Raw genomic sequence first — 18,803 nt, forward strand, 5'->3', positions numbered from 1 at the left:
GGGCGGTTCGTACGGGGCCGGCGCACCCCGTGACTCTCACCGTGGGCCGCGGCGCTTGAGGAATGTTCGAAGAGTGGTCGAGCCGGGGCGCAGAGGGGGTCCAGGGTGTCCCTGACCGGGGAAGGCGTGAGGGTACGGAGGCGCTTGAGGGTGCGCGGGGGTGAGATGGCCGCCGGGACGGCCGGCGCTCGGGCGCGGCGGGCCGGCGGGCCGCCGTGAGGGCCGGCCGCCGCCGCGGACAGGGCCGGGATGCCGAGGGGCCGGCCGGGCGGGCCGGACGCGGCTCAGCCGGACGCGGCCGCGGAGGCGGGCGTGACGGGGGCGGACGCCACGGAAACGGGCGCCACGGGAGCAGGCGTCACGGAGGCGGGTGTCACGGAGGCGGGTGTCACGGGAACGGGCGTCACGGGGCCGGCCTCACGGAGAGGGCGCCGTGGTGGCGGGTGTCATGGGGCCGGCGTCACGGTCGTCGCGGTGCGGCGCACCACGCGGCAGGCGCGTCCCAGCAGGCGCGGCAGGGCCCGGCCGTGGACGAAGAAGTGGTCGCCCGGCACGGTACGGGTCACCACGGGGTGGCGGCTCCACCGGCTCCAGCCCGCCATGGTCCCGGGCGGGGCGAGCGGGTCGCCGGCCCCGGCGACGGCGAGCAGCGGCACCGGCAGCGGCCGTCCGTCGGCGAGCGGTTCACGGGCCGCGGCGCGCAGCGCCTGCGCCAGGATCAGATCGTCGCGCAGCACGGGCAGCACGGCGCGGTGCCAGAACCCGCCGGGCCGCGCGTATTCCGGCACGGCCCCCGCGTCGCCGAGCAGCCGCAGCAGCTCCGTGTCGTCCGCCCGGCAGGCGTCCGACAGGTCGGACGGGGCGTCGGGCGGCGGGCCGGCCCCGACGGCGAGCAGTGCGGGCAGCGGAAGCCCGGCCTCGTGCAGGGCCCGGGTCAGGGTGTAGGCGACGACGGCGCCGAGGCTGTGCCCGTACAGCACGTACGGGGCCGAGAAGTCCGGCGCCCCCGGGACGAACCGGTCGAGCAGGTCCGCGAGCAGGGCGTCCTTCCCGGTGACGCGCGGCTCGTTGCGGCGGGACTCGCGTCCGGGCAGCAGATGGGGCTCGGCCCGCACGTCGGCGCCGAGGTCGCGGGGCCATCCGTGGAAGGAGGAGATCCCCGCCCCGGCGTGCGCGAAGCAGTGGAGCCGTACAGGCTGCTCGGCCATGTGCCCGTTTCCCCTCGTCGCGTCCGGCGCTGCCGAGGATGGCCGAGTCCTCTTGAGACCGGCTCAAGAACGGGCCGGGCCGGGCCGGGCCGCGAGCGGTTCGGGCGGGCCGGCCCGGCGCCGTATACGCGCCCCACACCTTCGGAAGAAAAAGGGGGGCGGGGGTGATGCCCGCTGCCCGCGGAGGGGTACGAGGGGCTTCCCGGACCGGGCCCAGGGCGTGTTGCGAAAGGAGCGCCGTCCGCCCGAAGGGCGGGGCCCGCGGCGTCCGGTGCACTGCGCTCGCCGCGCTCTCTCCGTCTCGGCGCCTGACTCCTCCTTTGGATGCCGAGCGGCGATCGCAAGGCGGAGGGCCGCCCCAGTACTGGACGTACTGGGGTGATCCCGACAACGCCGCGAGCGTGCGTGCTGGGCGTCGCGGGCCAGGCGGGACTTTCGCAACACGCCCTAGACGGCGTACATGTCGAACGTGGAGCTGCGCCGCGGCCCGCACAGCATGTCCAGGGCCGGATCGACGGCGAGCATCGCCTGGTGCAGGCGCTGCAGTTGCGGTGACGGCTCGACCCCCAGCTCCTCGATGAGCCGGGCGCGCAGCCTGCGGTAGACGTCCAGGGCCGTGGCCTGCCGGCCGGAGCGGTACAGCGCCACCATCGCCTGCGAGTGCAGTCCCTCGTGCTGGGGGTGACGGGCCACCAGGTCGGTCAGCTCGGCGATGAGTTCGGTGTGCCGGCCGAGCCGCAGATCGACGTCGATGCGCCGTTCGACGGTGCCCAGGCGGCTCTCCTCAAGGCGCAGCACCTCGATCTCCAGGACCGGGCCGACCCGTACGTCCACGAGCGCCGGGCCGTTCCACATCGCCAGGGCATTGCGCAGCGCGCTCGCCGCCGTCTCGTCGTCGCCCGCCTCGGAGGCGTTGTGTCCCCTGGCGACGAGCTGTTCATAGCGGTGCACGTCCACCGACTCGGGCGGTATCTGGAGCATGTAGCCGCCGTGGCGGGTGGCCAGCACCTCCTTCGCCGAGCCCGGTTCGTCCGGCCCCATCGCCGTGCCGAGTCGCCTGCGCACCTGGAGGATGTACGTCTGCAAGGTGGTCATCGCGCTCTGCGGCAGGTGTGTGCCCCATATCTCCTCCATGAGCGTGGGCACGGGCACGACGCGGCCCGGATAGAAGGCGAGCAGGGCCAGAATCTGCCGCGGTTTGCTTGCTGTAGGAACAATGGATCCCCCGTTGACTTCGGCGCTCAACGGACCTAGAACCCTGATCTCCATGGTGTCCTCCGTACCTGGTCGAGCTACCACTCGACAGCTCACAGCCATCGGTGCAAGCACGCTAGCGCCAATACGGGAAGGCCCCCGAACTCCCTCGACCAGGCTTTGAGCTGGCCTCCACGCGGCACGGGGACAAAGGGGCCCCCGGCCGGCCTGCCCGGTACCGCGCGGCACGGGGTGCGCGGTCAGGCGAGCGGGGCCGGGGTGCGCGCCAGTTCTTCCTCCACGGTGCGCAGTACCGCGTCCTGCTGGTCGACGAGGAAGAAGTGCCCGCCGGGCAGCACGTGGAGGCCGAAGCCGCCCAGGGTGAGGTCCGCCCAGGCCTCGACGGCCTCCACCGGGGCCTTGCGGTCGGCGTCGCCGGTGAACGCGGTGACGGGGCAGGCGAGCGGTGTTCCGGGCCGGTAGCGGTAGCCGCGTACCGCCGCGTAGTCCGCGCGCAGTGCCGGCAGGATCATGTCCCGCATCTCCGCGTCGTCGAGGAGGGCGCCGTGGGTGCCGTCCAGGGAGCGGATCTCGCTGATGACTTCGTCGTCGGTGGCGGGCTGCCATTCGTCGCCGCGGTCGAGCAGGGGCGAGCGGCGGCCGGACACGAAGAGCCGGGTGGGTCCGTTGCCCTCGGCCTCCAGCCGCCGGGCGACCTCGAATCCGACGATGGCTCCCATGCTGTGTCCGAACAGGGCGTACGGCCGGTCGGTGACGGTGCGCAGTTCCGCGGCGATCCGGTCGGCGATCAGGCCGATGTCGGCGAGGGGTGTTTCGTTGCGCCGGTCCTGCCGGCCGGGGTACTGCACCGCCGTCACCTCGGCCCTCGGTGACAGGGCCCTGGTCACGGGGAGGTAGAAGCTGGCGGAGCCGCCCGCGTGCGGCAGGCAGACCAGCCGCACCGGCGCCTCGGGGGCCGGCTGGAAGCTCCTGAGCCACCGGCTGGCGCCGGGCTGTCCCGTCATGATGTCTCCTGGCTGTTGGTGGAGGGGATCCGCGGGCCCTGCCGTGCGTGCCCGGTGCCGGAGGGCGCGTCACCGTATCGGCCCGGCGCCGGCCGCTCCTGGGCACACCTTGAACTCCCGGGCTCGAATCCCGCTTGAGGAATTGAAGGGGCCGCGTCGACATCAATTGACTTCGGTCCGCCGCGGAGTTCGAATCGCGGTGCGACGCAAGGGCCTATGAAGGGGGAACGCTCATGTCCACCGTGCTCAGCGAATCGGTCCGCGGCAGCGGGGCCGGCTCACTCAGGGAAATACCCGCCCTTGGTTCCGGGAGAGGGCTCGGCAGCATCCGTGCTTTCCGGCGCGACCAGCTCGGTTTCCTGCGGGGCGGCCTCGAACAGCACGGTGACATTTACCGTTTCCGTCTTTTCAATATGCGTATGGTGATGCTCAATCACCCGGATTACATTCGCCATGTCCTGGTCGACAAGAGCGAGCAGTACGACAAGAACGCGGCCGTTTTCAAGATCGCCCGCCCGGTGCTGCGTGACGGTCTGATCGCCACGCCCGACATGGAACTGTGGCGTCGCCAGCGGCGCATGATGGCGCCGTACTTCACTCCGCGCACCGTGAGCAATTTCGCCCGCAACATGACGGACGAGACGACGAGCATGCTGGGGCGCTGGGAGGAGCGTTCCGATCCGGCCGCCGCGCTGGATGTGACCGACGAGTTCGGCCAGCTCGCCCTGCGTATCGTCAGCAAGTCGCTGTTCAACGCCGAAGTCGGGGACGCGGCCCAGGCGTTCGAGCGGGCCTTCCAGCTCGCCAACACGGTTCTGGGGGACTTCTTCAGCTTCCCGTTCCCGCCGCTGGGCTTCCCCACTCCCAGCCATGTGCGGCTGCGCCGGGCGATCGACCGCATGGACGGGTTCGTCTCCGGGTTCATCAGCGAGCGGCTCGCACAGGGCGTGGAGGCCGGCGAGGAGCCGGATCTGCTGTCGCTGTTCCTCGGCGCCGTGGACGAGAACGACGGCAAGGGCATGGACCTGGAGCAGCTGCACCACGAGGTCCTCAACATCTGTGTCGGCGCCTACGAGACGACCACGAACACCCTCGCGTGGGCCTTCTATCTGCTGGCGCGCCACCCGGAGGTGGAGCGGAAGCTGCACGCGGAGGTCGACGGGGTGCTCGGCGAGCGTACGGTGCCGGCGTTCGAGGACCTGCCGGAGCTGACGTACACCCGGATGATCGTCGACGAGGTGCTGCGCATCTACTCCCCCGCCTACCAGTTGATGCGGCGTGCCCGTGAGGACGACGTCATCGACGGCTACCGGGTGCCGGCCGGCACCCAGGTGCTCGTCAACAGCTATCTGCTGCACCGTCATCCGGACTTCTGGGAGGACCCGGAGCGCTTCGACCCGGAGCGGTTCGGCGCCGAGGAGATCGCCAAGCGCCCCCGGCACGCCTATGTCCCGTTCGGCAGCGGCCCCCGGGTGTGCCTGGGCAAGCACTTCGCGCTGACCGAGATCTGCCTGGCCATGGCGGCCATCGCCCGCCGTTACCGGCTGGTGTCGCCCCCGGGGGCGCCCGAGGTGCTTCCCGACGCCCTGATCACGCTGCATCCCAAGGGCGGCGTCCATCTCCGGCTGGAGCGCCGCTGATGGGCACGCGGAGCGCGCGCACGGCGGGCGGTGCGGATCCGCTGCCCGTGCCGGAAATCCTCTGTCCCTTCCCCTACCGGGTCAATCCCCGCGCGGACCAGGCGCGGGCGCAGCTCGCGGAGTGGGTGCGCCGTACGGGTCTGGTGCGCCGGGAGTCCGCGGCGAGGCGTTTCGACCGGGCGGACTTCGGCTGGTTCGTGTCGGTCGTCCATCCGGGCGCGGACCGGCGGCGGCTGGAGCTGATGGCCGACTGGTTCGCCTGGCTGTTCCTGGTCGACGACCAGCTGGACGACGGCGGCGCGGGACGTGACCGGGAGGGGCTGGGGCACCTGGTCGGCAGTGTGCGGGGCGTGCTGGAGGCGGCGGACTTCGGTGCGGGCCTGCGGCACGACCGGGGCGTGCCGCTGGTGGTGTCGTCGCTGGCCGACCTGTGGTGCAGGACCGCCCCGGAGGCGTCCGTGCGGTGGCGGCGCAGGTTCGTGCGGCACCTGTGGGACTGCCTGGCGGCGGCGACGGTGTGGGAGGCCGGCAACCGGGTGCGGGGCACCGTCCCGGACGAGGCGACGTATATCGAGCAGCGGCGGCACACCGGCGCCATCTACGTGTGCATGGACCTGATCGAGATCGTCGAGGGCATCGACGTGCCCGGGGACCTCTACGACAGCGCGGAGTTCACGGCCGCCCTGGACGCGGCCTGCGATGTGGTGTGCTGGACCAACGACGTCTACTCGCTGGACAAGGAACGCGCGCTGGGCGAGGTGCACAATCTGGCCTATCTCGTGCAGTACCACCGGGGGCTGGACCGGGAGGGGGCGCTGGCGGAGGTGTGCGCCGCGATCTCGGCGCGGACCGAGCGCTTCCTGGCCGCCGAGAAGGAGCTGCTGGGCGCCCGCCCCGGTGACGCGGCGTCACTGGTGCCCTATACGGCGGGCATGCGGACCTGGATCCGCGGCAACCTCGACTGGTCGCGGCGGACCAAGCGCTACCAGGACCCGGCGGCCGGGGGCGCGGACCGTCCCGTCGAGTACGTGGAGCCGTGCCTGATGGGAGTGGCGCGATGACCCTGGCACTGGCTCCCGGCACGACGGAGGCGTGGGATCTGCTGCGCCGGTACCGGCTGCTCACCGGGCCGCGGGTCCGGCTCGCCGTGGACGGGCTGGCCGAGCCCGTGCGGACGGTCGCCCTCTTCCACTTCGGCTGGTGCGACGAGAACGGCCGGCCCGCGGACGACGGCTGGGGCAAGGGCGTGCGCGGTGCGCTGGTACTGGCCGCAGCGCAGGCCGTGGGCGGGCCCGCCGACCAGGCGCTGAGCAGCGCCGCGGCGGTGGAGCTGGTGCACAACTTCTCGTTGCTGCACGACGACGTGATGGACGGTGACCGCATGCGCCGCGGCCGCCGTACCGCCTGGAGTGTGTTCGGCGAGGCGCAGGCCGTGCTCGCCGGGGACGCGCTGCTGGCGCTCGCGCTCGACACGCTGGCCTCCGCGCCGGCGCCGCCGGCCGTGAACTCCGCCGCGACGCGGGAGCTGTGCCGGGCGCTGCTGGAGCTGGTCACGGGCCAGGGCCATGACCTGGCGTTCGAGCGGCGCGGGCGGGTGGGCCTGGACGAGTGCCTGGCCATGGCGGCCGGCAAGACGGCGTCACTGCTCGCCGGGGCCTGCGCGCTGGGCGCCCTGTCGGCGGGGGCGGCGCCGCACCAGGTCGCCGGGGTGCGCGGGTTCGGGCACCATCTGGGGCTCGTGTTCCAGCTCGTCGACGACCTGTTGGGGATCTGGGGGGACAGCCGGAGCACCGGCAAGGTGACGGGCGGGGACCTGCGGCGGCGCAAGAAGTCCCTGCCGGTGGTGGCCGCGCTGAACAGCGGGAGCGAGGCGGGGCGGCGCCTGGCGGATCTGTACGGCGGTGCCGGGCCGCTGGACGAGGACCAGGTGGCGCGGGCGGCCCTGCTGGTCGAGGAGGCCGGGGGCCGGGACTGGGCCGAGAGGGAAGCGGCACGTCGCTGGGAGCACGCGGTGGAGCAGCTGTCGCGCGCCGGACTGGGCGCGGAGGCGGCGCGCGGGCTGCTCGCGCTGGCCGGGCTCGTCACGCGCCGCGATCGCTGACGTGCGCGGGCCCGGCGGCCGGGGCGCGCCGGGCCGTTGTACGGGCACGTCATACAGGCATGTCATACGGGCGTGTCGTGCGGAGTGTGCCGCGGCACGCTCACAAGAAGAGCGCGGGAGAGGGCGGGGAGGGGCACATGAGTCGTATCGCGGTGAACGGCGCGGAGCGCTGCGGGGCCGTGGCCGCCGGGGAAGTCGCCGGCGTCGTAAGGGAGTTGGCCGCCGGTGTGCTGGGTGTGGCGCCGGAGTCGGTGGACGTGCGGCGGCCGTTGCGGGAGCTGGGGATGGACTCCACGCAGGTCATGGATCTGGCGGCGGAGCTGTCCCGGCGGCTGGAGCGGGCCGTTCCGGCCCGGGTGGGGTGTCAGCATCCCTCGGTCGCGGCGCTCTCCGCCTTCCTGACGGACGGGGACTCCTCCGCGTTCACGGATCAGGGCTCCGCCGGGGCGGGGGATGCCGGGTCGCGCGGGGTCGCGGAGCCGGTCGCCGTCATCGGCATGGGCTGCCGGCTTCCCGGTGGCGCCGATGTCTTCGAGGTGCTGGGGGAAGGGCTGCGGGGCCGGGCCGGCGAGGCCGGCGGACCGTTCTGGGAAGGCGCCGGCACGCCGGGCGGGCTCGTCGCGGACTCGGCGCGAAACGCCCTGGCGCACGCGCGTGTCGCCGTCGTTGATCTGGCGGACGCGCGCGTCGGGGTCTTCGTCGGTGCCGGGCCGGCCACGGCTTCACCCGTGCCGGGCGCGGGCGCCGCGGGAGGGGCCGGGCCGCACAGCGGTACGCCCGGTGCGCCGGACGTACCGCAGTCACCGCAGTCACCGCAGTCACCGGATGGTTCCGTGCGGGCCGTGCGGCTCGCGGACGCGCTCGGGATTCCCCGTCCGGCGCTGTCCGTGGCGGCGGGGTGCGGCTCCTCGCTCGTCGCCGTCGATCTGGCCGTACGGAGCCTGCGCGACGGTTCGTGCGGCATCGCGCTGGCCGGTGGCGCGGCCGGCCTGCCCCCGGACGGCCCGGTGACGGGCGGTCACGGACGGGCGGCCGGCGGGGTGCTCGTGCTGCGCCGCATCTCCGACGCGCTCGCCGCGGGCGACCGTATCCACGCCGTGATCCACGGAAGTGCCGTCGACGGCCGCACCGCTCCCCTGCGGGGGCGGCCGGATCCGGCGCGCGCCGCATGGCGCACCGCCGGTGTCGCGCCCCCCGGGGTCGCCTGCCTCGACGTGCCCGACACCGGCCGGCCGGACGCGGCGGAGCGGGCGCCCGGCGTCATCGGGCTGCTGCGGGCCATCGTCGGCCTGTGCCTCGGCGGGCCCGTACCGGGCCGGAGCCCGGCGCTCTCCCCTCCCCCCGCCGGTGCCGGGGCGGCCGGCGCGTCCGCCGTGCCCGGGGGCCGCTGGCCGGGCGGGCGCCGGTACGTGGGCGTTCGCGGCCACGGCGGAACCCTCAGCCATGTCGCGCTGGAGGCGGCCGCGCCCCGGCGCCGGCTCGTCGTGCCCGTCGCCGCCACCGGCGACGCCGCGCTGCGGCGCTCCGTGCGGGAGCACCTCGCGCGGTGGGACGCCGGGGAAGCGCCGGACGCGGCGCTCGCCGTGCCCGGCACGGGAGCCCACCGGGTGGCCGCCGCCGGGGAGGGGCCGGGTGAGGTACGGGACGGACTGCTCGCGGGCCTGGAGGACCGGACGCCGCCCCCGGCCGGGGGGCGTCCCGCGCTGGCCTTCCTGTTCTCGGGCGGGGGGCCGCAGTGGATCGGCACGGGCCGCGCGCTGCTCGCCGAACCCGCCTTCCGCGCCACGCTGGCCGAGTGCGACCGTGCCGTACGGGCCGTCACGGGCTGGTCGGTGATCGAGGAGCTCCTCGCCGACGACGGGCAGAGCCTCGTGCGCACCGATGTCCTGCAGCCCGTCCTGTTCTCCGTGCAGACCGCCCTGGCCCGCACGCTGCGCGCCTGGGGCGTGGAGAGCGACATCGTGCTCGGGGCGAGCATCGGGGAGGCCGCGGCGGCGGTCGCCGCGGGGGCGCTGTCCCTGGAGGAGGGCGCGCGGCTCATCGCCACCTGGTCCGCCCTCGTCGCCGAACGGGCCTCGGGGCACGGCACGCTGACGGTGTGCGACCTGCCGCTGGCGGAGGCCGAACGGTTCAGCGCCCGCAGCGGCGGGCGGGTGTTCGTCGCCAGTCACCTGGCCCCCGGCCAGGTGTGTCTGTCCGGGACGGTGGACGACATGGCCGCGGCCGAACGGGAGCTGGCCGGCCGGGGCGTCGCCACGCTGCGCACTCCCGTCGACTACGCGGGCCACAGCACACTGCTGGCGGACATCGCCCCCGAGCTGGTCCGCCGTCTCGGCACACTGGACACACGGCGCACCCGCGTGCCGTACTGGTCGACGGTGACCCACGGGTTCGTCGACGGCACGGCGCTCGACGCGTCGTACTGGGTGCGCAACATGTGCGAGCCGACCCTCATGGAGGAAGCGGTGCACCGGCTCGCCGGGGAGCGGGCGGTACGGATCGTCGAGATCTCCCCGCACCCGGTCGCGCTGTTCTCCGTCCGGCAGACGCTCGCCGCGCGGGGCGACACCCGGTCCGCCGCGCTGGCGACGGGGCACCGGGACGTACCGGCGCGGCAGGGCCTTGAGGACCTCGTGGCGCGGCTGTGGTGCGACGGCATCGACGTGGACTGGTCCGCGGCAGGGGCGGCCGCGCCCGCCGCGCGCGGAACCGGTGCGGCGCTCCCGCGTCCGCGTGCCGCGGCCCCCGGGCCGGCGTGAACGCGCTGTCGGCGGCCCTGTCCGGCCGGGCCGCCGCTCCTCCGCGGTCACGGCCGGGACGCACGGCCGGCCCGGCCGGACTTCACCCGTCCGGGTGACATACGTACCGCTGGACCACCGCATCCGCCGCACTACCCTGTGATCACTACGAGGTAAGTACTTCAACAGGAGTGGTCTGGATGCGCAAGCTCGTCTACTACATCGGTGCCTCCATCGACGGCTACATCGCCGGTCCGCACGGAGAGTCCGATTTCTACCCCGTGGGCGACCAGGCGCAGGCGGCCGCCTACGCGGCCTGGGTCAACGCCTGCTACCCCGAGACCGTCCCCACCTGGCTACGGCCGCACGCCGGCCTCGTCGGCACCCCCGGCCGGCGGTTCGACACCGTGGTGATGGGGCACGGCACGTACCGGCCGGCGCTCGACGAGGGCAGCCCGAGCCCGTACGCGCACCTGCGGCAGTACGTGGTGTCCGGCACGATCAAGGACGCCGATCCCGCGGTGACCGTCGTCGGCGGCGACCCGTGCGCGTGGATGCGGGACCTCAAGCGCCAGGAGGGCAAGGACATCTGGCTCTGCGGCGGCGGCAGGCTGGCGGGCATGCTCCTGCCCGAGCTCGACGAGCTGATCCTCAAGACCTATCCGGTCATCGCGGGAACCGGGACGCCGATATTCCACGGCGACTTCAACCCGACCCGGCTGACCGTCACCGACCGCAAGTCGTTCCCCAACAACGTCACCATCACCTGGCTCACGGCACAGCGCTGACCGGGCAGGGCGGGGGGACGGGGGCGGGGCGGGGGCGGAAGAAGACGCGCAAACGCCCCGGTCCGGTCGGATCCCGACCGGACCGGGGCGGCCTCGTGGGGGGAACGAGGCGGGCAGGGCCCTTCAGCCGGTCTTGCGGCGGAAGAACCGCTTCTGGCCGGCCGGGCCGCTCATGTTCTTCACCTTCACACGGCCGTTCTCGTGGGCTTCCTGTGCCCTCGACGCCCGGCTGTTGCGTTCGAGCGCCTCCTTGAAACGGCGCTTGGCGTCCTCTGCGGCATTCCGCTCCGGCGTATCGGACATGCATGCCTCCTGAGCAATCGGCGACAGACCCGCGGTGGCACGAGACCCCGCGCACCAGGACGTCCACCCGGGTGCCGGTCCAGGCTCCGACCGGCCTACCGATCACACCGGCTTCCGCTTGAGGGGCGGTCGACTTCGGCTGCAGCCGCGCCCTTCATCCGCTTCCGGTGAGCTGGAGCGGATGGGGCGCGGGAACGGTGTAGGGGGGCAGGTCGGCCGCGAGCGCGCCGGTGCCGCCGAACACCTCGGGCCAGGCGATCTCCTCTCCCGCGACGTGGAGTTCGCCCAGTGCGGACAGCAGCGCCCTGGACTGTCCCACCGGGCCGCACTCCAGCGACCGGTGGTATCCGGCGGCTCTCAGCGCTGCCGCGAGGTCCGCCGGGGCGGCGGGGCCGAGTGTGTGGCGGAGCCAGTAGCCGGGCGAGCGCACGCCTGTGCCGGGCCGTGTGCCGGGGCCGACCCGTGCGCCGGTCGCCGGGCAGATCAGGGTGCGTGCCGGTGCCGCGAACGCGCAGTCCCGGGCCGCGTCCAGGAAGTCCCGCGGCGAGGCCCCGGCCCGGGCCGTCAGCCGGGCCCCGGCGACCACCAGCCGCGCCGCGTCGTCCAGGCCCAGCACCCCGGCCGCGTGAGCCGCCGTCAGCCCGCCCACCGCGTGCCCCGCCACGGCGCCGGGCCGCACTCCCCACGCCTCCCAGAAGCGGAACAGGGACCGTTCGCAGGCGAAGGAGAGCGCCGCGGCGAACTCCGGCTCCTCGGCCAGGCGGGCGTCCACCCCGCCCTCCGGGGCGAACACCACGGCCGCGAGCGGCAGCGGCAGATGCGCGTCCAGAGCGGTGCGGGCCTCGTCGAAAGCGGCCCGGAACGCCGGGTGGTCCCGGTACAGCTCCCGCACGGCGCCGCGCCAGCGCGCCCCCGCCCCGGCGAACAGCACGGCGAGCGCGGAGCCGTCCGGGGCCCCGCTGACCACGGCGGGGTGGGGGGCGTCGCGGGCGAGGGCCGACAGCGCGTCGACGGCCTCGCCGGCGCTGTCCGCCACCACTGTGGCGCGGTGCTCCAGGTGGGGCCGGTGGTGCGCGGCGGTGTAGGCGGCGTCGAGCAGGGCCGCCCCGTCCACGCCCGTCAAGTGCCCGGCGAGCCGGGCCGCGTTGCGCGCCCGTGCCCGCTCGGTGCGCCCGGACACCGTGACGAGGACCGGGACGCGGGGCACGGCGCGCCGGGGGCGGCCCGCCACCACCGTCCAGTCGATGTCGAACCCGTCGCACCACAGCCGGCCCGCCAGGTCCTCCAGCGCCGCGAGCGGGCACGGGGCCAGCCGCACCTGGCGGACGGCACGCGGGGCGCCGAGTCCGGCCGGGGCGTCCTGGCCGGCGGGCCAGAACGCGACCGGTCCGGGTCCGGTGCCGGCCGCGTGCGCGAGGGCGCCGGCGACCGCGTCCCGCGCCGGGCGGCGCCCGGTCGGCTCCGCCAGCAGCCGCGCCCCCTCGCTCAGCGGCAGCGCACCGGCCACCACCGCGGCCGCCACCTCGCCCACGCCGCGGCCGCGCGTCGCACGGGGCCGCAGCCCCCAGGACTCCAGGGTCCTGGCGAGCGCGACCCGCACCGCGAAGGGGGCCAGCAGCGGCGCCCCCGCCCGGCACAGCACGGGATGCCCGGCGCCGGCGGCGAGTTCGCGGGTGACCGACGAGCCGGTGACCCGGCGTACGACACGGTCGCATTCGTCCAGGGCGGCCCGGAATACCGGATCGGCCAGCAGGCCGCGGCCGCCCAGCGGGTCCGTGCCCGCCTCCCCCGCGTCGGGGAAGCGGAGCAGGAGGGCGGGCGGCACACGGCGTACGGCGCCCTCGCCGCGCGCGAGCCGTTCCCGCAGCAGCGCGGGCAGCCGGTCGGCGCGGGAGGCGGCGGCGAACAGGCGGTGCGGCCCCTCCCCCGCCGCCACCACCGCCGGCAGATCCTCGCCCTGCCGCTCGATCCGCCCGGCCACCGCCCTGACGGCGCGGGCCAGTTGCTCCTCGTCGGCGCCCGCGAGCGCGACCAGGCGGCGCCTGCGCACGGGTGACGGGGCGAGGACGAGCCGAGATCCGGCCAACCTGCGCGCGGATTCGACGCGGTGCGGTGCCGTCACGGCCCGCAGCAGCGCGGCGACGTCCCCCGCGCCCGCGCCGTCCGCCCGCGGCGCCCCGCGCTCCTCGCCCAGCACGGCGTGGACACGGCGCCCTTCGGCGAGCGCGTCGGCCAGCCGGCACAGCACGAGCACCCCGGCCCCCTCGCCCGGGACGGCGCAGCCGAGCAGGGCCAGGTCGCCGCGGCCGGCCCGCAGACTGCGCACGGCGAGCGGCGCCGCGCCGCTCCCCGAGCCGCCGGGCACCACGACCGCGGGGCCGCGCAGCCCCAGGAACCGGGCCAGTTCGCGGTGCGCGGCGGTGTCCGCCGGGAAGTGCCCGGCCTCAAGGAACACCCCGGTCCTGCGGACCGCCAGCTCGGCGGGAACGATCCGCGCGTCCTCGATCGCGGCCCAGGCGGCGGCGAACAACGGGCGTCCCCCGGCCCCTTCGGGCGGCGGCCCGCCAAGGCCGCCGCGCCCGGCGCCGACCACCGCGACCGGCGCCACCGGGGGGACCGCGTCCGGGGCGGCCGCCTCCGCGGCTCCCCCGTCGTCGCTCGGCGTGGCACAGCCCATCTGCTCCTCCTTGGCGCTGGTCCGGCAGGGGCCCGGTACGGGCGCGCGGCGAGCGGCCTCGCACCCCCGGGGCGGCCCACTGTCACGAGCCTCGCTGGAGAACCGATCGAGGACGCGTCCAGCCCGGTCGACGGCGTCCGCCGGGTGCGCCAGGGTGGGTGGCACTGCCCTGACCCCCTGCGGCTCCCGTCCGGGCGGCTCGGGCGTCCCGCCGCGAGCGCCGCTGAGCGTGTGTCCGAAAACCAACGCCCGCCGCACACCGCTCCCTTACCGTGTAAGGGTCCTCGTACACAGTAAGTTGCACGTACGCCGTAAGGCTGCGACTTCGCAAGGGAGAGCCCGTCTTGACACAGAACTCATCGCACGAAGAAGCCGAGGCGAGGACGGCGGCAGGCCCCCAGGCGCACCCGCACCGCTGGTGGATCCTCACCGCCCTCTGTCTCGCCCTGATGCTGGTCCTGCTCGACAACACCGTGCTGACGGTGGCGATCCCGTCCATCACGGAGTCGCTCGGCGCCAGCACGTCGTCGCTCCAGTGGATGATGAACGGCTACACCCTGGTGCTGGCCGGCCTCCTGATGTCCACCGGATCACTCTCCGACCGCTACGGCCGCAAGCGCGCCCTGCTGCTCGGCCTGGTGCTGTTCACCATCGGCTCCGCCGTGGCCGCCTTCTCGGACAGCCCGGCCCAGCTCATCGCCAGCCGCATCGGCATGGGCCTGGGCGCGGCCTTCCTGATGCCCAGCACCCTGGCCGTGCTGCTCCAGGTCTTCGACGAGAAGGAGCGCCCCAAGGCGATCGCGGTCTGGACCGGTGTCGCCTCCGGCAGCATCGCGCTCGGCCCGGTGGTCGGCGGCTTCCTGCTCGACCACTTCTGGTGGGGCTCGGTCCTGCTGATCAACGTCCCCATCGGCATCGTCGCCCTGGTGGCCATGGCCGCCCTGGTGCCCGAGTCCCGTGATCCCCAGGTCCGCAGGCCCGACATCCCCGGCGTCCTGCTGTCCGCTCTCATGGGCGTCGGCCTCGTGTACGCGGCCATCTCCGTGCCCGAGCACGGCTGGGACTCCCCGAGCGTGCTGGTCCCGGTCGCCGTCGGCGTGCTCTCGATGATCTCCTTCGTGGTCTGGGAACGCCGCGCCAAGGACCCCATGCTGGACATCACCCTGTTCCGCAACCCGCTGTTCAGCGGCGCCGTCGGAAGCGCCGCGCTGACGTCCATCGCCATGGCCGGCTCGCTGTTCCTGTTCACCCAGTACCTGCAGTTCGCCCTCGGCTACAGCCCCCTCCAGGCCGGTTTCGGCGTCATCCCGATGGCGCTGGCGCTGCTGGCGATGACCCCGTTCAGCCCCAAGATGAGCGCACGGGTCGGCGCGCCGGGCACCCTGGCGTGCGGTCTGGGCGTGATGGGCGTGGGCCTGGTGGTGCTGAGCTTCGTCGGCACCGACACCGGGTACGGGCTCACCCTCGTCGGCCTCGCGCTGATGGGCGGCGGCGTCGGTATCGCCCTGCCCGCGTCGTCGAACACCCTCATGAGCGCCATTCCGCCGGAGCGCGCGGGCATGGCGTCCGGACTCAACTCCACCATGCAGGAGTTCGGCAGCGCCCTCGGTGTGGCGGTCCTCGGCAGCCTGGCGGCCGCGCAGTTCGCCTCGCAGCTGCCCGCCACCCTGCCCGAGGGCTCCGAGCACTCGGTCGGCCAGGCGCTGGGGGCCGCGGCACAGGACTCCGACGCCGCCCGCGTCATCGCCGAGGTGAAGGAGGCGTTCGTCTCCGGCGTCTCGCTCAGCCTGCGCTTCGCCGCCGCCACGGCCGTACTCGCCGGCATCGTCGCCTGGGTGGTCCTGCGCAGGGGCGGCACGCGGGCACCCGCCGGGCAGGAGGCCGTCGGTCCGGAGAAAGCGCAGGACACCGCGGGCGTATCGTGACGGCCATGACGCACACCAGCGGAAAGCCGCGCCTGGACAGCATCTGGCTGTCCGGGCCGGTCCGCCGTCGGCAGCCGACCAGCAACCAACCGGCCCTGAGCCGCGACCAGATCGTGTCCGCGGCCATGCAGATCCTCGACTCCGAGGGTCTCGGCGCGCTGTCGATGCGCCGCCTGGCCACCGACCTCGGGGTCGCGGCCATGTCGCTCTACTGGCACGTGCCGACCAAGGACGCCCTGCTCGAATTCGCCCTCGACGAGGCGTTCGGACAGATCGACCTCACACCCGCGCCCGACGGCGACTGGGGCCGTCAGGTCGAGCACATCGTCCACGACCTGCGCCGCGTCATGCGCGAGCACATCTGGGCGAGCCAGCTCGCCGGCGCCTACGCCATGGTGGGACCCAACGCCCTCGCCATGTACGAGGCCCTCATCGCCCTGGTCGAGCAGGGCGGTTTCAAGCCGCCGCAGGCCTACCGCGCGGTGGGCACACTGGTGAACTACGCCCTCGGTTTCGCCGCCGACGAGGTGAAGTGGCTGACGCGGATGCACGAGGAGGAGCTGGCGCCCGACGACGTCAAGTCGCTGTGGCTGCCGCCGATGCTGGAGGCCCTCGGCGACAAGTATCCGCGCATGCGGGCGAATCTCGAAGCCGGCGAGTCCCGGGACTGGGACGACCATTTCTCCTTCGGCCTCAGCTGCCTGGTGAGCGGCATGCGCGCGAAGACCGGCGGCCAGCGGTGAACACCTGACCCGGACACGGCGAAAACAACTACAGAGAAGCTGGAGAATGGTTGGAGCACACGGCGGGTCGCCGTGCTCCAACCATTTCTGCACTATTCCTCAAGCAGCCCGAAAATCCCTGCTCAGCCCCTGCGCAGACCCGAAAAAACCCAGGTCACACCGTGGGAGCCGGAGATCTTCGACGTTGACGGTGCCGCTGGGCGTCTGTCACACTTTTCGAACGGGCGTGGTGTGCCAGGATTCAGGCAACCCCCGTTAATTCAAGGTCACTTCCGCGGGTGAGCAGCCGCATCCCCCAGGATCTTGAATTCTCTTTCCTTCACCGGACACAGAGAGAGCCGGACAAAAGAGAGTTGGCCCCGGAGCCGCGTCGCGCCCTGCGATGCGGCTCTGTCGCATTCACGGAGAAAGTGACGGAGTCGAGTCGGATGACGGATGTGAACAGGCCCGGTAACGAAGACCGCTTGCGCCGCGCGATGGCAGCCGTGCTGCAACTCCAGCGGCGCAACGCGGAACTTGAGGGGCAGCAGACCGAGCCGATCGCGATCGTGTCGATGGCCTGTCGCTTCCCCGGCAGTGTCTCCAGCCCCGAGGAGTACTGGCGGCTCCTGCACGAGGGCAGGGACGCCATCGGCGAGTTCCCCGCCCGCTGGGACGACCTGGACCTCTACGACCCGGCCCCGCAGACCCCCGGCAAGAGCTACGCGCACGAAGGCGGGTTCGTCGACGGGATCGAGGCCTTCGACTCCGAGTTCTTCGGGATTCCGCCGCGCGAGGCGCAGTCGATGGACCCGCAGCAGCGTCTGGTCCTGGAGACCTCGTGGGAGGCGCTGGAGCGGGCCGGGATCCTTCCCGAGGTGCTGGCCGAGAGCCGGACGGGTGTCTACCTCGGCGCCATGCGCTCCGACTACGCGGACGACCAGACGGGCTTCACCTACCTGGACGGCTACCAGGGCACCGGTGTCTCCAGCAGTGTCATCTCCGGCCGCGTCTCCTATGTGCTGGGCCTGCAGGGCCCCGCCGTCACCATCGACACCGCCTGCTCCTCCTCTCTCGTCGCCCTGCATTCCGCCGTGGCCGCGCTGCGCGCCGGGGAGTGCGAGATGGCCCTGGCGGGCGGCGTCACCGTCATGTCCACGCCCGTGCTGTTCGTGGAGTCCAGCCAGTTCAAGGGCATGGCGGCGGACGGGCGTTGCAAGAGTTTCTCCGACGACGCGGACGGCGCGGGCTGGTCCGAGGGTGTGGGCATCCTCGTCCTGAAGCGTCTGTCGGCGGCCCAGCGCGACGGGGACAAGGTCCTCGCCGTCATCAAGGGCTCCGCCGTCAACCAGGACGGCCGCAGCCAGGGCCTCACCGTCCCCAACGGGCCCTCCCAGCAGCGCGTCATCCGTGACGCGCTGGCCGCCGCGCGTCTCACGCCCGCCGACATCGACGCCATCGAGGCGCACGGCACCGGCACGACGCTGGGCGACCCGATCGAGGCGGGCGCGCTGGCGGAGGTCTTCGGCCCCGGCCGCGAAAGCGCACGGCCGTTGTATCTGGGCTCCTCGAAGTCGAACATCGGGCACGCGCAGGCCGCGGCCGGTGTCGCCGGCGTCATCAAGATGGTCCTCGCACTCCAGCACGAGACCCTCCCCAAGACGCTGCACGCCGACAGCCCGAGCAGTCATATCGCCTGGGACGACAGCGGCCTTGAGCTTCTCCAGGACGCCCGCCCGTGGCGGCGCGGGGAGCGGGTGCGCCGCGCGGGCATCTCCTCCTTCGGTATCAGCGGCACCAACGCCCACCTCATCGTGGAGGAGGCCGCCGAGCCTGTCGCCGAGACCGCTGCCGAGACCGCGCCGGAACCGGCCGGCGGGCAGCGCCTGCGCCTCCCGGTCGTCCTGTCCGGCCGTTCAGAGAGTGCGTTGCGGGAGCAGGCCGGGCGGTGGGCGGACTGGCTGCAGGCCCAGGACAACCCCGATCTGGCAGCCGTCGCGGCCACCTCCGCACTGCACCGCACCCACTTCGACGTCCGCGCCGGAGTGCTCGCCGAATCGGTGGAGGAGACCGTCGAAGCGCTGCGCGCGCTGGCGGAGGGGGGTACGCATCCCGCTCTGGTCGAAGGCACGGTCCGGCCGCAGGGCAAAACCGTCTTCGTCTACCCCGGCCAGGGCAGCCAGTGGCACGGCATGGGCACCGCCCTCTACACCACCCACCCCGCCTTCGCCGAAGCCATCGACGCCTGCGACGCAGCCCTCCACCCCTTCACCGGCTGGTCGGTACGGCAGGTCCTGACCGAACCCGGGCATCCCGACAACCCGCCCCTGGACCGCGTCGACGTCGTCCAGCCCGCCCTGTTCGCCATGAGTATCGCCCTCACCGCCACCTGGCAGGCCCTCGGCATCCACCCCACCGCCGTCATCGGCCACTCCCAGGGCGAAGTCGCCGCCGCCGTCACCAGCAAAGCCCTCACCCTCAC

The 18,803-nt window shown here is 73.8% G+C and carries 14 protein-coding genes; 8 read left to right on the forward strand and 6 right to left on the reverse strand.

What is annotated here, in order from left to right:
• Positions 1-446: 446 nt before the first annotated feature.
• The 4 genes from ACZ7LS_RS32335 to ACZ7LS_RS32350 all read right to left on the reverse strand — a co-directional run bounded on the left by ACZ7LS_RS32335 (position 447) and on the right by ACZ7LS_RS32350 (position 3,864).
• On the reverse strand, positions 447-1,208 hold the full coding sequence (locus ACZ7LS_RS32335) for a thioesterase II family protein (protein ID WP_385137062.1): 762 nt from the start codon (positions 1,206-1,208) through the stop codon (positions 447-449).
• 447 nt (positions 1,209-1,655) lie between these two features.
• Entirely contained in the window at positions 1,656-2,477 is an 822-nt protein-coding gene (locus ACZ7LS_RS32340; protein WP_382528740.1) for an AfsR/SARP family transcriptional regulator, read from the reverse strand.
• Positions 2,478-2,662: 185 nt separating this feature from the next.
• The gene (locus ACZ7LS_RS32345; protein ID WP_382528737.1) at positions 2,663-3,427 is read right to left on the reverse strand and encodes a thioesterase II family protein; all 765 of its coding nucleotides are present in this window, start codon (positions 3,425-3,427) and stop codon (positions 2,663-2,665) included.
• A gap of 278 nt (positions 3,428-3,705) precedes the next feature.
• Positions 3,706-3,864 carry a hypothetical protein gene (locus ACZ7LS_RS32350; protein WP_385137060.1) on the reverse strand — a complete coding sequence of 53 codons (159 nt, stop codon included), beginning with the start codon at positions 3,862-3,864 and terminating at the stop codon, positions 3,706-3,708.
• Between ACZ7LS_RS32350 and ACZ7LS_RS32355 the strand changes: the two genes are divergently transcribed.
• The 5 genes from ACZ7LS_RS32355 (at position 3,847) to ACZ7LS_RS32375 (ending at position 10,694) form a co-directional block, all read left to right on the forward strand.
• Complete coding sequence (locus ACZ7LS_RS32355) at positions 3,847-5,067, forward strand: cytochrome P450 (protein WP_382528731.1); 1,221 nt, start codon at positions 3,847-3,849, stop codon at positions 5,065-5,067. The two genes, ACZ7LS_RS32350 and ACZ7LS_RS32355, sit on opposite strands and share 18 nt — an antisense overlap.
• Complete coding sequence (locus ACZ7LS_RS32360; RefSeq protein ID WP_385137058.1) at positions 5,067-6,128, forward strand: terpene synthase family protein; 1,062 nt, start codon at positions 5,067-5,069, stop codon at positions 6,126-6,128. Before ACZ7LS_RS32355 ends, ACZ7LS_RS32360 begins: the two co-directional genes overlap by 1 nt.
• Entirely contained in the window at positions 6,125-7,168 is a 1,044-nt protein-coding gene (locus tag ACZ7LS_RS32365) for a polyprenyl synthetase family protein (RefSeq protein ID WP_382528725.1), read from the forward strand. Before ACZ7LS_RS32360 ends, ACZ7LS_RS32365 begins: the two co-directional genes overlap by 4 nt.
• Before the next feature lie 137 nt (positions 7,169-7,305).
• Entirely contained in the window at positions 7,306-9,927 is a 2,622-nt protein-coding gene (locus ACZ7LS_RS32370; protein WP_385137056.1) for an acyltransferase domain-containing protein, read from the forward strand.
• Between the two features lie 179 nt (positions 9,928-10,106).
• Entirely contained in the window at positions 10,107-10,694 is a 588-nt protein-coding gene (locus tag ACZ7LS_RS32375) for a dihydrofolate reductase family protein (RefSeq protein ID WP_382528719.1), read from the forward strand.
• Positions 10,695-10,817: 123 nt separating this feature from the next.
• On the opposite strand, the gene ACZ7LS_RS32380 is transcribed toward ACZ7LS_RS32375, so the two are convergent.
• Both ACZ7LS_RS32380 and ACZ7LS_RS32385 read right to left on the reverse strand, forming a co-directional pair.
• Complete coding sequence (locus ACZ7LS_RS32380) at positions 10,818-10,997, reverse strand: DUF5302 domain-containing protein (protein ID WP_382528716.1); 180 nt, start codon at positions 10,995-10,997, stop codon at positions 10,818-10,820.
• A gap of 154 nt (positions 10,998-11,151) precedes the next feature.
• A complete protein-coding gene (locus tag ACZ7LS_RS32385) occupies positions 11,152-13,674 on the reverse strand; it encodes an acyltransferase domain-containing protein (protein WP_385137054.1) in 2,523 nt (840 codons plus the stop codon).
• 344 nt (positions 13,675-14,018) lie between these two features.
• Here ACZ7LS_RS32385 and ACZ7LS_RS32390 point away from each other — a divergent pair, with 344 nt between their 5' ends.
• The 3 genes from ACZ7LS_RS32390 to ACZ7LS_RS32400 form a co-directional block, all read left to right on the forward strand.
• Entirely contained in the window at positions 14,019-15,599 is a 1,581-nt protein-coding gene (locus ACZ7LS_RS32390) for an MFS transporter (protein ID WP_385137052.1), read from the forward strand.
• A gap of 5 nt (positions 15,600-15,604) precedes the next feature.
• A complete protein-coding gene (locus ACZ7LS_RS32395) occupies positions 15,605-16,342 on the forward strand; it encodes a TetR/AcrR family transcriptional regulator (RefSeq protein WP_382528708.1) in 738 nt (245 codons plus the stop codon).
• 428 nt (positions 16,343-16,770) lie between these two features.
• A partial coding sequence (locus tag ACZ7LS_RS32400) for a type I polyketide synthase (protein WP_385341657.1) occupies positions 16,771-18,803 on the forward strand: 2,033 nt, incomplete at its 3' end.

It is taken from the genome of Streptomyces sp. NPDC039430 (assembly GCF_055639435.1).

Excerpts from the sequence above, each read along its gene's own strand:
- ACZ7LS_RS32345 (WP_382528737.1), bottom strand. The coding sequence starts at position 3,427 with ATGACGGGACAGCCCGGCGCCAGCCGGTGGCTCAGGAGCTTCCAGCCG.
- ACZ7LS_RS32355 (WP_382528731.1), top strand. The coding sequence starts at position 3,847 with ATGGTGATGCTCAATCACCCGGATTACATTCGCCATGTCCTGGTCGAC.
- ACZ7LS_RS32365 (WP_382528725.1), top strand. The coding sequence starts at position 6,125 with ATGACCCTGGCACTGGCTCCCGGCACGACGGAGGCGTGGGATCTGCTG.
- ACZ7LS_RS32395 (WP_382528708.1), top strand. The coding sequence starts at position 15,605 with ATGACGCACACCAGCGGAAAGCCGCGCCTGGACAGCATCTGGCTGTCC.
- ACZ7LS_RS32360 (WP_385137058.1), top strand. The coding sequence starts at position 5,067 with ATGGGCACGCGGAGCGCGCGCACGGCGGGCGGTGCGGATCCGCTGCCC.
- ACZ7LS_RS32335 (WP_385137062.1), bottom strand. The coding sequence starts at position 1,208 with ATGGCCGAGCAGCCTGTACGGCTCCACTGCTTCGCGCACGCCGGGGCG.
- ACZ7LS_RS32375 (WP_382528719.1), top strand. The coding sequence starts at position 10,107 with ATGCGCAAGCTCGTCTACTACATCGGTGCCTCCATCGACGGCTACATC.
- ACZ7LS_RS32385 (WP_385137054.1), bottom strand. The coding sequence starts at position 13,674 with ATGGGCTGTGCCACGCCGAGCGACGACGGGGGAGCCGCGGAGGCGGCC.
- ACZ7LS_RS32340 (WP_382528740.1), bottom strand. The coding sequence starts at position 2,477 with ATGGAGATCAGGGTTCTAGGTCCGTTGAGCGCCGAAGTCAACGGGGGA.
- ACZ7LS_RS32380 (WP_382528716.1), bottom strand. The coding sequence starts at position 10,997 with ATGTCCGATACGCCGGAGCGGAATGCCGCAGAGGACGCCAAGCGCCGT.
- ACZ7LS_RS32370 (WP_385137056.1), top strand. The coding sequence starts at position 7,306 with ATGAGTCGTATCGCGGTGAACGGCGCGGAGCGCTGCGGGGCCGTGGCC.